Annotated in this window: 12 protein-coding genes; 2 read left to right on the top strand and 10 right to left on the bottom strand. The window is 42.2% G+C overall.

All coding sequences use genetic code 11. The annotated features are described in order from the left end of the window. Positions 1-33: 33 nt before the first annotated feature. The 9 genes from NSQ50_RS13025 to NSQ50_RS12985 form a co-directional block, all read right to left on the bottom strand. Positions 34-615, bottom strand: a complete 582-nt coding sequence (locus NSQ50_RS13025) for a hypothetical protein (RefSeq protein WP_076141486.1) — start codon at positions 613-615, stop codon at positions 34-36. An 11-nt stretch (positions 616-626) separates the two neighbouring features. Then, positions 627-1,085, bottom strand: coding sequence for an outer membrane protein assembly factor BamB family protein (locus tag NSQ50_RS13020; RefSeq protein ID WP_076179036.1), 459 nt, complete (start codon positions 1,083-1,085; stop codon positions 627-629). Next, a complete protein-coding gene (locus tag NSQ50_RS13015) occupies positions 1,030-1,317 on the bottom strand; it encodes a hypothetical protein (RefSeq protein ID WP_036686365.1) in 288 nt (95 codons plus the stop codon). Before NSQ50_RS13015 ends, NSQ50_RS13020 begins: the two co-directional genes overlap by 56 nt. Before the next feature lie 697 nt (positions 1,318-2,014). After that, entirely contained in the window at positions 2,015-3,022 is a 1,008-nt protein-coding gene (locus tag NSQ50_RS13010) for an ROK family protein (protein WP_076224139.1), read from the bottom strand. Further along, a complete protein-coding gene (locus tag NSQ50_RS13005) occupies positions 3,015-3,701 on the bottom strand; it encodes an N-acetylmannosamine-6-phosphate 2-epimerase (RefSeq protein WP_036686363.1) in 687 nt (228 codons plus the stop codon). Before NSQ50_RS13005 ends, NSQ50_RS13010 begins: the two co-directional genes overlap by 8 nt. Positions 3,702-3,709: 8 nt before the next feature. Next, on the bottom strand, positions 3,710-4,627 hold the full coding sequence (locus tag NSQ50_RS13000; RefSeq protein WP_076101719.1) for a dihydrodipicolinate synthase family protein: 918 nt from the start codon (positions 4,625-4,627) through the stop codon (positions 3,710-3,712). A 57-nt stretch (positions 4,628-4,684) separates the two neighbouring features. Continuing rightward, on the bottom strand, positions 4,685-5,572 hold the full coding sequence (locus tag NSQ50_RS12995; protein ID WP_076101717.1) for a carbohydrate ABC transporter permease: 888 nt from the start codon (positions 5,570-5,572) through the stop codon (positions 4,685-4,687). A 12-nt stretch (positions 5,573-5,584) separates the two neighbouring features. Then, complete coding sequence (locus NSQ50_RS12990) at positions 5,585-6,481, bottom strand: carbohydrate ABC transporter permease (RefSeq protein ID WP_428323518.1); 897 nt, start codon at positions 6,479-6,481, stop codon at positions 5,585-5,587. A gap of 81 nt (positions 6,482-6,562) precedes the next feature. Then, entirely contained in the window at positions 6,563-7,954 is a 1,392-nt protein-coding gene (locus NSQ50_RS12985) for an ABC transporter substrate-binding protein (protein ID WP_076224136.1), read from the bottom strand. 262 nt (positions 7,955-8,216) lie between these two features. Between NSQ50_RS12985 and NSQ50_RS12980 the strand changes: the two genes are divergently transcribed. Further along, on the top strand, positions 8,217-9,845 hold the full coding sequence (locus NSQ50_RS12980) for a response regulator transcription factor (protein WP_076224133.1): 1,629 nt from the start codon (positions 8,217-8,219) through the stop codon (positions 9,843-9,845). Positions 9,846-9,850: 5 nt separating this feature from the next. Beyond that, a complete protein-coding gene (locus NSQ50_RS12975; protein WP_076224130.1) occupies positions 9,851-11,656 on the top strand; it encodes a cache domain-containing sensor histidine kinase in 1,806 nt (601 codons plus the stop codon). A 2-nt stretch (positions 11,657-11,658) separates the two neighbouring features. Here NSQ50_RS12975 and NSQ50_RS12970 read toward each other — a convergent pair whose 3' ends face one another. After that, a complete protein-coding gene (locus NSQ50_RS12970; RefSeq protein WP_038570486.1) occupies positions 11,659-13,230 on the bottom strand; it encodes an ABC-F family ATP-binding cassette domain-containing protein in 1,572 nt (523 codons plus the stop codon). Positions 13,231-13,238: the final 8 nt, after the last annotated feature.

The raw sequence follows: 13,238 nt of genomic DNA, 5'->3' as shown, positions 1-13,238 counted from the left end.
ATATCTATAGCATTTTATAAAAAAAATACTTTTCTAATTAGGACTATATAATTCATTGTGCCGGAGCAAATCCCCTTGGGATTTGATAGTTTGAAGGTCTCTGCGGACGTGAACAAATTCCCGACAAAGCGACTCATCGTCCTCTATCCAGTCATATTTCAGAATAAGCGGAGCAGGCACAACAGTCTCCAGTTGCTCTACAATCTCCCGGACATCATCATTCTGGAACATGACACCCAAAGAATCGGGCGAAACGGTCAACCCCAAACGTTCGACGACTGCAGCGTAGTCAAAAGTCTCCGGCTCCATTTCATATTCTTCTAGAACATCACCTCCAGCATATCTGTCCAGTATTTCCCCATTCTGATAAATGAATATTTCCAACACTTCATCATCAAAGTATCCTATAGCAAGTACAAGGGAAGAGATCAAGTTAGACAAAGATCTGGCGCTTTCACCAATCGTTTCCCAGTTGAACTTCTCCCCCAGTACTGTTGTCCAGCCTTGGGACTGCCCGATGTAGTAGCTTCCTTTAGGTCTTAGCCGTTTCAAGCTCTTCAGCACGGCTTCCTTATCGTTTGTAAACACGTGGAGATTAGCAAATGAAGTTCCCATTATTCAACCACCTAACAAATGAATTCCCCGCCGGTCAAATTTACGTATAAATTACCGTCTGCGCCCAGGGAAGGGCTGGTGTCAACGTAACTTTCCTCCGGTTGGTATATCCATTTCACTTCGCCATCCGGAGCAATGGCATATAACTGGCTAGAAAGACACCAATACATAACCCCATCCTGATCTATGACAGGGGGACGGTGCCCTTCTCCTTGACCCATCCGTTTCTCCCACAACAACTCTCCATCAGGACTAAAAGCATAAAGTTTGGAATTCACATTTTGACCAACATATATGATTCCTTCACGGGAAATAACCGGATCGCACCAAAATATGGACGAGCACTTGTAAACCCATCTTATGGTTCCATCCGCGTCAAAAGCATAGAGTCTCCCAATAATTTGTGACTCATCTTCATATGTACACAGGTAAATATGGTTTGCCGTATTGATGATTAAGCTCGAAATCACCCTGCCCCACAGCTAAAATGGCTCTCCCTTGTTCATCCACTGTAAACGGGCTTAATCCATATGAAAAATCCGGCCGCCCCGAGTCAACAACTCGCTTCAAAACTGAAAGCGATGTTGGAGCTCTGAATCGGGATTGTCTGGTCCAATTCGCATCAATGGGATGAATGGCTAATGGACGATAGCTACCTTGTTGAAAACCGCCTATTCCTTCGTTGTTATTATAATCGACCATAGTTTGCCCATCCTTTGTTATATAAGTTAAGGGATACAAATTGGATATCTTGTATTTCTTAAGCCTAATTAAAATCTTAGCTAGGCTGGTTTGGTCAAACAAGTTTATCCGAGCCGGACCAGTTAAGGTCGAATTTCCCCGAGTCTTTGGACACATTGAATTCGTCGTAGCGATATCGTGTGATATACTCACATTAATGAATCACCATCATAAATTCAACGTAAAAAGCGAAAAACTGCTCTCTATAACATAGGTTAGTTGTGTTGATGGTTGAACGAAGGGTTCATTCGGCATTGGGTACTGGGGTGGGCTATAACTAATAAAAGAAACCACATGGAGTATTATTCACATGTGGTTCTAACTTAATTATTTAAAAAATTAATCAATCCCAAAACACTAATCAATCTTCAATGGCTCAATTACACCGGATCTCAGGGGAATCTGAGGAATGGAATAAATGTATTCTATACAGTTATTTCGTAGGCAAATGCAATCATTTTGACTTTAGTTGCATTTTATACAACTAAAAACACGAGAAGCCACCACTAAGGCTGTAAATCAAGAAAATAGCTGTACAAAATACACTTATGCCCATCGGCTTGAGGGATTCGAGAAATATAGTTGTACGAATTACAATTAAATGCTTCTACGTATTGCTCCCGGTGACTTTCTATACAGATAGATTGTGCATAGATCCTTATAGCTCTGCTCTCTTTACTTTATTGGGGCTATACTCCCACACCTGCAGCCCCGCTCCGATCATTCCACATAAATTACCATGATAGGCCGCTTCAATACGAACATTTTCCAGCATCGATGGCATTACTCTGCTCTTTACTTCTCTTCTAATGCCTTCAAATAAAAGTTCGCCTGCTTCAGCCACTCCACCGCCAATGACGATGACTTTAGGGTTAAAAATATGGATTAATGAAGCGATCGCGGATCCGAGCGCAGCAATCGTGTCTACCATTAACTCTGTAGCCAGAGAGTCACCCGCCCTCCATCTCGCTAACACTTCCCGTGAGTCTACGTTCTCTGGGGACTGGTTATGTAATAAAAGCTTGTCGCGCATGCGACGTGCGATACTTGTGCCTGAAGCATACTGCTCCAAGCAGCCTTTTCCACCACAAACGCATGCAGGACCTTTGAAATCTACGGACATATGGCCTAACTCTCCAGCCCCCCCCCAAGAACCATGAACAAGATGGCCGTCTACGACTATCGCTCCACCCACGCCCGTACCAAGGGCAAGACAGATAAAGTCTTTTACCCCTTTGCCTGAGCCTAAATATTTCTCTGTTAATGCTAATACATTCACGTCATTATCAACGATTACCGGAAGTTGAAACTGTGTCTGAAGTAAATCCTTCAAAGCTGTGCCAGCATAGCCAGGGATAAGCTCCGAAGCGGAGCGGACACGCCCCGCCTCCCAATCCATTTGCCCTGCTGATCCTACGCCAATTCCTTGGAGCTGAATTCCCGCTTGTTGTGCTGTTATTTCATCCATTAATGTCTGAATTGCTAGTATAATGCGATCCATTGTTTTCGTCTGTCCAGCCAATGTGCTTAGGCTTACAGTATGTAAAACGCCCCCTTGTGAAGAGACGAGTCCGGCATTAATTTTCGTGCCGCCAATATCTACTCCGATCGCATATTCTATATGAGGATCATATCCTTCCACCGCGGACTCACCTCCGTCAGTCATCGACATTGCTCACGGCCTTAACATATCTCGAAGTGATTAATTGTGGCCTAGTAATTGCACTTCCTACAACAACATATGATGCCCCTGCATTCTTAGCTTTTGCTGCGTCTTCCGGTGTCCATATACGTCCTTCCGCAACAACAGGAATGTTCACAGATCCGCTTAATTGTTGAATTAAGACAAGGTCCGGTCCTTCCTGCTGTGTACTGTATGGGGTGTAGCCTGAAAGCGTGGTACCGATAAAATCCACACCTAATTTCTCAGCGGCAAGCCCTTCCTCAAATGTAGAAATATCCGCCATAACAAGCACACCTCTCAGATGTGCATATTCTATTAATGGCTTTACTGACTCTAAGCGTTCTTCCCGATTCGTTACATCAAGCGCAATAATCTCTGCTTTTGCAGAAACAATCGCCTTCACTTCATCTAAGGTTGGTGTTATAAATATGGCTGATCCGGGAATCTCCCGTTTAATAAGTCCAATGACCGGTACATTTACTTCTTTTTTGATAGCTACAATATCTGGAACACCATTTGTCCGGATTCCTATAGCTCCTGATTGAACCGCTGCTCTTGCCATTTTAGCCATTGTATCCCCACCATGAAGCGGCTCATGCTCAAGTGCCTGACAGGAAACAATCAGACCTTTCACCGGAAAGATATCACTTATTCGAGTCATTATTAACCCTATCCCTTCGCTTCAAGAATATAGTCTAATATTCTATTGTTCAGAGCTTCCACCCGCTCCTGATCGGAATCCTTAATCGGTAAAAGTGGCATCCTTGGCTGACCTGTTTCAAATCCGCGCACACTAAGGATCGCTTTACACGCACCATATAATGAAGGAAAGGATAGCAATTCAACAATGAGCTCATTGATGATGAACTGCCATTTCTGCGCCTCAGCCATCTCTCCTTGCACATAACATTGTTCCACCTTTAGGAATAACTCGGGCATCACCCCATAAGTTCCACCAATCCCGCCATCTGCCCCAATACTGCGGCCCGCCAAATACTGCTCATCAGGTCCATTTAAGACTAGAAAATCCTTCCCGCCTGCGGCTTTAAATTGCTGAAGCTCAAACGTGCTCTCCGCCGAAATTTTCACCCCGATTACTTTATCCTGAGCTGCCATCTTAATCAGCAAGCTTTTCGATAATTGAAAGCCTGTAGTTTGCGGGATGTGATAGATAATAAATGGAAGCGCCGTACTATCAATAATCGCCTGCCAATGACTTTCAACACTGTCCGGTGACAGACGATAATAAATCGCTGGAACAGCCGATACTGCGTGTGCGCCAACTTTCTCAGCATGGATAGCAAGTTCAACACTGTCTCTTGTAGATGGAGCACCCACGTGAGCAATGATTGTAAGCTCTTTTCCAACCTCTGCTATAACTGCCTCGAGCATTTGTTTGCGTTCTTCTACAGATTGCAGCATACCTTCGCCAGAGCTTCCGCCAACATAAAGACCTTTTACTCCGGTAGTAGCATAATGACGAGCTAATTTCCGGGCTGCTTCTTTATCGATTCCCCCCTCAGCATCATAACTGGAGTACATAGCGATAATAATGCCTTTAAAGGATTCAAGCTCATATGATTTCATAAATTACAGCCTCCGTCGTTTAATTCATACTACTAATTTTCGTTGTTATAAGAATAATTAACCTTTTACAGCCCCCATAGTAATCCCTTGGGTAAAGGCTTTTTGGAACATTAGAAAAATTGCAATCATAGGAATAGAGGCTAACGCAGCACCCGCCATAAGCAGTCCATAGTTTGTTGTGAATTCACCCCGAAGAGTCGCTACCCCAAGTGGTAATGTCATCATTGAAGTCGATCTGGTCATGATCAGCTGACTGAAATAATCATTCCAAGAAGTGATGAAGGTAAAGATGGCCAGTGCCCCTATTGCAGGCTTTAACAAAGGTAAAATGATGGTGCCGAACAAGCGAATCTCAGAGCTGCCATCTATTTTGGCTGCTTCAATCAATTCTCCTGGAATGGTCTGCGCGAACTGCTTCATTAGGAAGACTCCAAATGGCCAGCCAATCGCCGGTAAAATAAGCCCTTTATACGTATTGACCCAACCAAAATCTGCAAGCATCGTAAACAGCGGGACAAGAATAACTTGCTTAGGCAATGCCATTGCGGCAACAAACATCGTAAAAATAATCCCTCGGCCAGGAAAAGACTTTTTGGCAAGCACATATCCAGCACAGGAAGAAACGATACAAATCGCTGCCATTTCACAAAAAGCAATGATGAAACTATTAAACATCCAGCGCTCAACGGGATTCTTAAATAACTCGGTCCAGTTTTGCAGAGTCGGCTTAGCCGGAAACCATTCCGGGGGGATCGTTGTTGCTACAGTCTGAAGCTTAAATGCCCCTGAAACCACCCAATAAAAAGGGAAGATAAAAAACAACGTTGCCAGAATCAACAGGATGGTGGCTAATATTTTTGGAATCGTCAATTCTTTTTTCCATCTGCTTACTTTCTTAGATTGGCCAATAGGTGCTCTCAGTTCTAACGGATTCGTAGAATTCATGATGTCCCCTCCTTAATACTCAACATCACTGCCAAAGTATTTGAATTGAATGATAGAAATGATCCCGATCACAATCGCAAGGATGACACCCATCGCCGAGGCATATCCAAAATGACCGAGCATAAAGGCTTGTTCGTAAACGCCATACATTACAGTCGATGTGCTATACACAGGTCCACCCGAGGTGAGCAGCTGAATTAGCGCAAAACATTGAAAGGTGTTGATCGTGGTAATCACGATAATATATAAGTTCGTTGGCATTAGCATTGGCCATAATATTTTTCGGAAAATCTGCCAAGGCGTCGCTCGATCAATCTCAGCTGCTTCTATGTAAGAAGTAGGAATGTTCCCAATAGATGCCACATATAAAATGATCGGCTGCCCTACAGAGGTCGTTATCAGAACCACGATAATTGCAAGCAGTGCAGTCCTCGTATCTCCTAACCAGGATATAGGCTCCATTCCCAAAAAGCTGGTTAAATAATTTAGAATCCCATAGTTCGGATGATAGATCCAGCCCCAAACGACTGTGATGCTTACGACCGAGGATACAGCCGGCAAATAGAACACTCCGCGGAAAAATGATCTGGCAAACTCTTTTTTCTTATAAATATTCATAGAGATAAATAACGAGAAAATAATAACGATGGGTACGGTGATGAGTACAAGCAATAATGTATTTCCCATCGACTTCCTGAAATTATCATCTTTTATTAAGGAGATATAATTATCGAGGCCAATAAAGCTAAAATCTCTCAACGAATAATCGAAGAAACTAATATAGACCCCTTTCACCATCGGATAAGCTACAAAAAGCAGGAAAAACCCAAATGCCGGCACTAAAAAGAGATAACTCATCATCCAGTCGCGAATCACATAACCTTTTATTTTGCGAACCGTTGTCCCCACAGTCCTTCCCCATTTCTTCGATGATTTAAAAAGAAAAGAGTGCTTCCCGCACTCTATTCTTTTGGACATCATTCACTTTTTTTATTTCATTGCAGCCTTTGCTTTTGTAATCGCTTCGTTTGCTTTTGCAGCAAAGCTGTCCAAAGCTTCTTTACCGGTTGCGCCTCCAGTTAAAGCACGTTGTAATTCAGGGAACCAGAAAGTACGAATATCAGCATATCCATCGGCAATGGTAGGTGCATCTGTTGTGAATTTACGAGCATACTCAGCGTATTTGTACTCTGCATCATCATAGAGGCCTGTAATCGAATTACGAACAGACAGACCACCTGTTTGAATCAAGTTTTTCTTACCCCATACAGGGTCATTAGCGATAAAATCAATCAGCTTCTTAGAAGCTGCAATCTTGGCATCATCACCATTATTGAATACAGCCATACCGCCGAGGTAAGGTTCAAGCTTAGGTTCCGATCCATCTAAAGTAGGGAATGGAAGCAGAACATCTTCGAATTCAACCATTTTTTTAGATACGTTCTGAGCTTTAAGTACTGCAGAATAGTTAAGTGTAAAGGCTAATTTTCCTTGCAAAAATAAGTCGTTCACGTCAGCAGCCGCAAGGGAAGCCGCACCAGAAACGCTAAGTTTATCTTTTGTAGCTTGAACTATCCAATCCAACGCTTTCGCAGCATTATCAGTATTGATCGCGACTGCGGAATTATCTTCATTTAGAAATCTGGATACACCTAAGTTAGCAAGATATGCGCGAGTTCCTTGATCTCCAGCTTGGCTCTTCGCGAAGAATCCGGTAGGGATAACATCAGGTGCTTTTTCTTTAACTGCTTCCAGCGCTTTCTTATATTCTTCAAACGTCCAAGTTCGATCTTCCTTATCCAGAGGAAGCAAATCTAGCGCGCCAATCTTCTCAAAAACGGTCTTGTTTACCGCCATCATAAAAGGAGCTGTATTGATCGGGTACATAAAGGTCTCATCGCCAACACTAGACTGCTTCCAAAAGGCTTCCGAAATATCATTTTTCACTTCATCGGTCACCATATCATTAAGAGGTGCTAATAAGTCCTTTTTACCCCAGTCAATAATCCGTCCAGGAGCATCATAAATTACATCAGGTGCGGTATTCGAAGCAATCGCCACATTCAGTTTTTCAGGGCCGCCTTCAAATGTGATCATCTCAAGGTTGACTTTAATTTCCGGATTCTTCTCATTAAAAGCTGCAATGATTTCCTTCTCATATTTACCAACTTCACCATCTAAAGCTTGAAAGCTCGGAAAATTCCACCATGTTATTTCTACTGGTTTAGCAGCAGTCTCAGTGGCCACGGGCTCACTCTTATCAGTATTATTACTTGGTTCATTGGCGGAATTCGCTGTATTCGTATTTCCGCATGCAACTAACTGTGTACCTAAAAGTGCGACACCAACAATGCTCATTAGCCCTTTTTTCATTGCTCTCATGTGCTACCCCCTATTATTTTTGTGGAATAAAATGCTTTATCATTCCTTGCGCTAATCATAAATCAATTATAAATTTAGGAGAATCCCACTCCTTTTACATTTAGGGTCGTATTCTGACCTATACCTTCTTTCAGTCCCTCTTCAATGTTATAATACATTACATATTTCACCTATAATTATTTTAATTTTTAGCTTATAACTTACATTTGATGGTATCGATGTTGAATAATCCACTATAAATCTAGTCTTCCGGAGGGATTTCATGTACAAGCTTATGATTGTAGAGGATGAACCGTTAATACGGACAGGATTAAAACATTACTTTTCGTGGCAGGAGCTTGGTGTTCAGAGTATTGTTGAAGCGGAGAATGGAAAAGAAGGCTTCGTTACCGCACTGCGTGAGCAGCCAGATTTAGTGATCACTGATATTCGCATGCCCGAAATGGATGGTATTCAGATGATCGAAGAGCTTCGCCAATTCCTTCCTGATACTTTGTTTATCATTTTGACGGGATTTAATGATTTCGAATACGCTCAACGAGCCATCAAACTTGGGAGTGTACATGCTTTTTTGCTCAAACCTTTGGAATATGAAGAAAGCCTAACCGTGATTCAAGAATGCATGAACAAGCTGCAACTTAAACAACAAGAACAAAGGAAACGTTCTACTCTGGAAGGCTCACAACTTATAAAGCTACTACTGGAAGAAGAACAACCTTCAATTGACACTAATATAATCTCTGAATTATGTAGTTTCAAAAGTAAACATTATTTGTATCTCCCTTTTGTTTTGGCAGGTTTCCTTATCAGAGAAACTCCTTCACAATCCACCTTGTGGATAAGAGAACAGGCGACTAAGTTTATACATCTTGCTACGGAGGGCTATCTCCCGGCAAATCTGCCACGATCTATTTTTACATATGCTGCTAAATCCAAACTTTACGGGCTAATAGTCATGGGATCACAGACTGCAACGAGCACTATCCCTTTTGAGACACAAGTACTTACTGAACTCGATCAGCATTTGAACAAGCTTACACTAGAACATCATTTTTCCCTTTATCTTGCTATAGGCACAGTAACGAACGAACTATCTCAAATCACTTCATTACTTCACGAGTCTGAAAAGCTGTTATATCAGCGCTTCTATCAGAAAGAGCGCAATATATTCCATATCTCATCCATGAAGGCTGGCGCCACAGCTACTAAACCAACGCTTATTCAACTAGATGACAACGATAAGAAGCGAATAATCTCCTGCATCGAAAACGCCAATAAACAAGAGATATTGCAATTAACGCAACGATTGGCACAAGATATTTTGCATAAAACAGATGGCTCTTCTACTGATCTATGGCTTGCGTATTTACAAGAAATTATAAGTGTCATTATCCGCTTCGCTAATAAAAATCAGATTCATATGGATGGTGTGTACAGCGATAAACTCTTAAACCTCACTTTTGTAGAGAATTTCCACTCCCTTGAGGTCATGTTCGAGTGGCTGGGGAATTGGATGGTTCATTTGGGAAACATTTATACCGAAGGTCTGACGGATAACCATCAGCAGGATGTGATTATCTTTGAACATATTAAATCCTTCATTAGAGCTAATATTGATCAAGATATTACTCTACAAATGGTAGCGGATCGATTCTTCTATAACCCTTCTTATTTAAGTCGTCTGTTCAAAAGAAAACTCGATAAGAACTATATGCGATTTGTAACCGAAATCCGTATGGAATACGCGCAGGAATGCTTAAAAAAACCGGAGATTCTGGTGACCGATGTCTGCACAATGTGTGGTTACAAAAGCTATAAGCATTTCGTTAAAACGTTCCGGATTTTTACCAACATGACCCCATCAGACTATAGAAAACAATCGGGGTGGTAAGCAAAATGATACAAATTAACCAGCCAAAAAAACGTTATCGGATGCGGCATGTCAATCGGCAGATTTTTGTGCTGATGATCCTGACCATTACCATTCCTTTGCTGATTATATCCGCGATTATCTATATTTTTTCAAATCAAGCCGTCAAAAATGAATATCAAAGCAGCTCTAATCTCATCCTTAATAATCTTTCTTTCAACATCGACCAGTATCTGCAAAGCATTGAAAAAGGGACCCTTAATGCCCAAGTAGATAGTCAATTACAAACCGCCCTCGAGCATTGGACTATCAACAAAGATAATATCGGGAATGATCTAAGTATTCAGTATGGAAACACGATTGAACAGTTCATCAGCGGGATTGAAATGACGATTAAAAATGTCGACAGTGTGCAGATTTTCGCGGGGTCACGTGTATTCTACTCCGCCAATTTCAATCGTGCGGATTATGATGTGAAGGACTACACCCAAGAGGATTGGTATTTACAGACGCAACAAAAAAAGGGTGGTGTAATCCTATTTGGAAGTCATCTCCCCTTCTATCGCACCAATTCTAAACAATCCGTCATCTCCATCGCCAGAGTCATTAATAAAAAAGGAAGCAAGCAGCCCTTAGGTGTCATGTTAATTGATATCCGGCTGGATTCATTACGTGAAATCTTAAAGCTGTCCGAGAATAGCAAGCGGAAATTCATTATTTTAGACGATAAAGGAGGCAACGTTTATAGCTCAGATTCATTGGAGACGAGTCCTTTAGAGCCTATCCCCATCGACAAACAGGCGCTTAACACTTTTATGAACAATGACGCCGGGAGCTTATATGGTACTTTTGATGACAAGGATTCGTACATTAATTTTGTTACTTCTCCTTACTCCAACTGGAAGGTCATTCAATATATTGATGAAAAAGAGATGACTAAGCAGGCTTCTTTTCTTGGCAAAATCATTTTAACTTTGGCGCTCTTATCGCTTGTCACTGCACTCTTATTTATGTATATCCTCTCGGAACGTGTAACCAAACCTATTATTCTGTTAAGCCGGAAGGTGAAGCTGGTGGGGATGGGTAATTTCGATGTGGATTTGTACAGTAACCGCCAAGATGAATTTGGGGTTCTATATAATGGAATTCGTAAAATGGTAAAAGATTTGCAAAACTATATTGAGCGATCATCGATGGCCAAGGCTCAACAAAAGGTAGCCCAGTATGGTGCGCTCAAAAGCCAAATCAATCCTCATTTTCTGGCAAATGTCCTTGAATCAATTCAAATGAAAGCCATCATCAATGGGCAAAGAGAGATTGGCGAGATGGTGGGAATCGTGGGCAGATTGTTTCGGATTCATATTCAGACTGGGAAAATCACCGTTACCTTGCGCGAAGAACTTGAGCATGTCCGGCTATATGTGAAAATTCAGCAGTTACGTTTTGGGGATAAATTACAGTATATGGAACAGCTAGATCCGCAATGCGAGATCGTTAAGGTCATGCACTTCTCCTTGCAGCCCATCGTAGAGAATGCTATCGTACACGGCCTAGAAAGTCGCAGTGAACCAGGTCTGCTTGAGGTATCCTCGGTGATATCGGGGGATGATATGCTGATTATCGTTAAAGATAACGGCATTGGCATCGAGGAAGAGAAACTTAAACAGCTTCGTTTCCGTCTCTCTCAACCCTCAGATACCTTAGATGAGGAACATATTGGCATTAAAAATGTTCATGATCGTATTCAATTTCATTTTGGCGAAAAATATGGAATTGAAATTTCCAGTCACGTAGGTGAAGGAACGACAGTGATCATCCGTCTTCCCGCGTAATCCTAGACATTTTGCTCAGTAATGCCTAATTTAGGATCAAAGGTGAGCATTTTCGTCGCTATTTTATCAATAAAAAACCGATCATGACTAACTGTTACTACAGCGCCAGGAAAATGAATCAACGCCTGCTCCATCACCTGAATACTAGTTAAATCCAAATGGTTAGTGGGCTCATCTAAAATAATGACAGCAGCTCCGGAGAGAAGGCATTTCGCTAAAGCCACTCTGGCCTGCTGTCCGCCTGAAAGGCTGCCAATCGTTTTGCTCAGATCCATTTCCGAGAATTGCAGCATCGATAGAAATTTATTCACCTTTTTCCGCGGTGCGTCCAGTCCCAGTCCATAAACATTTACGGCATGGCTGACAGTATCTTTATGATCCAGCTCATCCCACATCTGATTAAAGTACGCATAGCTGACCCCGCGTTCCCAAGTCACTTCCCCCGATTCCGGTGCTTCTTGTCCAGTCAATACTTTGATGAGTGTCGACTTTCCGCTGCCGTTCGGACCCACGATTGCTATCCGGTCTTCCTTTTGAATATCGAAGCTAATGTTCTGGAAGATGGAGCGGCCATCATAACTTTGTCCAATCCGCTTCACTTCCCCCAGCTTGTCAGGAAAACGTAAATTACTATAAATATCAGTGATTAATACGTTAACTGGATGAGGTTCCACTCGTTTTTTCATATCCGTTAGCTTACGCGAAAGACGATCCTTAGAGGACTTCTTACTACCGCGGTTTTCAATGGCCTCAGACTCCATAAGGAGAAGTTCTTCTTCCCACTCAAATTGCCGATCGAGCACTTTTTTGCGCATCTTCTTTTTACGAACGTAATCGGTATAATTCCCTTCATATTCCTGGAAATGATAGTTCTCGATTTCTATCGTCCGCGTGACCACTCTGTCAATAAATTGCCGATCATGAGAGACCAGAAGCATCGCCCCATTGAAACGGTGCAGCCACTGCTCCAACCATACGATCCCTTCCATATCCAAAAAGTTAGTAGGCTCATCGAGCAATACAACATCAGGCCCTTCAATTAAGACTTTAGCCAGTGCCGCGCGGTTCCTCCAGCCTCCGGATAACTCCTCTACAGGTTGATGCCGCGATCTCTCATCGAATCCTAATTTAGTCAGCACCGTATTGATTTCCACAGATACATTCCAGCCATCCAAATGCTCCATTTGTCCAAAAAGCTCAGCTTGGCGCTCTAAAAGTACATTCATCTGGACATCATCCGACACCTGCCCAAGCTGTTCTCCTATTTGGTTAAGCTCCTGTTCAATGCGTGCTACCTCTTCGAAGCAAAGTTCTAACTCTTGTTGTACAGACAAAGACCCGGAAAGCTCCGAGAATTGAGAGAAGTAGCTGATCTTCACATTGGGATCTAATTCTACTTTTCCTGCCGTTGGCTCCTCTTTTCCCATTATTAGCTTAAAAACAGTAGATTTACCTGCTCCATTTCGTCCGATTAAGCCAATACGTTCACCCTTGCTCACACGAAAATAAATATCTCGAAAGATCAATGTATTCTCATATTTCTTAGTTACGTTCTCCATTCGGATTACGCTCAAGTCTATCA

Origin of the sequence: Paenibacillus sp. FSL R10-2788 (assembly GCF_038003885.1) — a bacterium.
GTDB lineage: Bacteria > Bacillota > Bacilli > Paenibacillales > Paenibacillaceae > Paenibacillus_AQ > Paenibacillus_AQ odorifer.
This window is presented reverse-complemented; position numbering and strand designations above follow the sequence as displayed.

What these genes read in the sequence shown, in the direction of transcription:
- NSQ50_RS13000 (WP_076101719.1), bottom strand. Translation starts at nt 4,627, where the DNA reads ATGAAATCATATGAGCTTGAATCCTTTAAAGGCATTATTATCGCTATG.
- NSQ50_RS13015 (WP_036686365.1), bottom strand. Translation starts at nt 1,317, where the DNA reads ATGGTCGATTATAATAACAACGAAGGAATAGGCGGTTTTCAACAAGGT.
- NSQ50_RS13010 (WP_076224139.1), bottom strand. Translation starts at nt 3,022, where the DNA reads ATGACTGACGGAGGTGAGTCCGCGGTGGAAGGATATGATCCTCATATA.
- NSQ50_RS12985 (WP_076224136.1), bottom strand. Translation starts at nt 7,954, where the DNA reads ATGAGAGCAATGAAAAAAGGGCTAATGAGCATTGTTGGTGTCGCACTT.
- NSQ50_RS13005 (WP_036686363.1), bottom strand. Translation starts at nt 3,701, where the DNA reads ATGACTCGAATAAGTGATATCTTTCCGGTGAAAGGTCTGATTGTTTCC.
- NSQ50_RS13025 (WP_076141486.1), bottom strand. Translation starts at nt 615, where the DNA reads ATGGGAACTTCATTTGCTAATCTCCACGTGTTTACAAACGATAAGGAA.
- NSQ50_RS12995 (WP_076101717.1), bottom strand. Translation starts at nt 5,572, where the DNA reads ATGAATTCTACGAATCCGTTAGAACTGAGAGCACCTATTGGCCAATCT.
- NSQ50_RS12975 (WP_076224130.1), top strand. Translation starts at nt 9,851, where the DNA reads ATGATACAAATTAACCAGCCAAAAAAACGTTATCGGATGCGGCATGTC.
- NSQ50_RS12980 (WP_076224133.1), top strand. Translation starts at nt 8,217, where the DNA reads ATGTACAAGCTTATGATTGTAGAGGATGAACCGTTAATACGGACAGGA.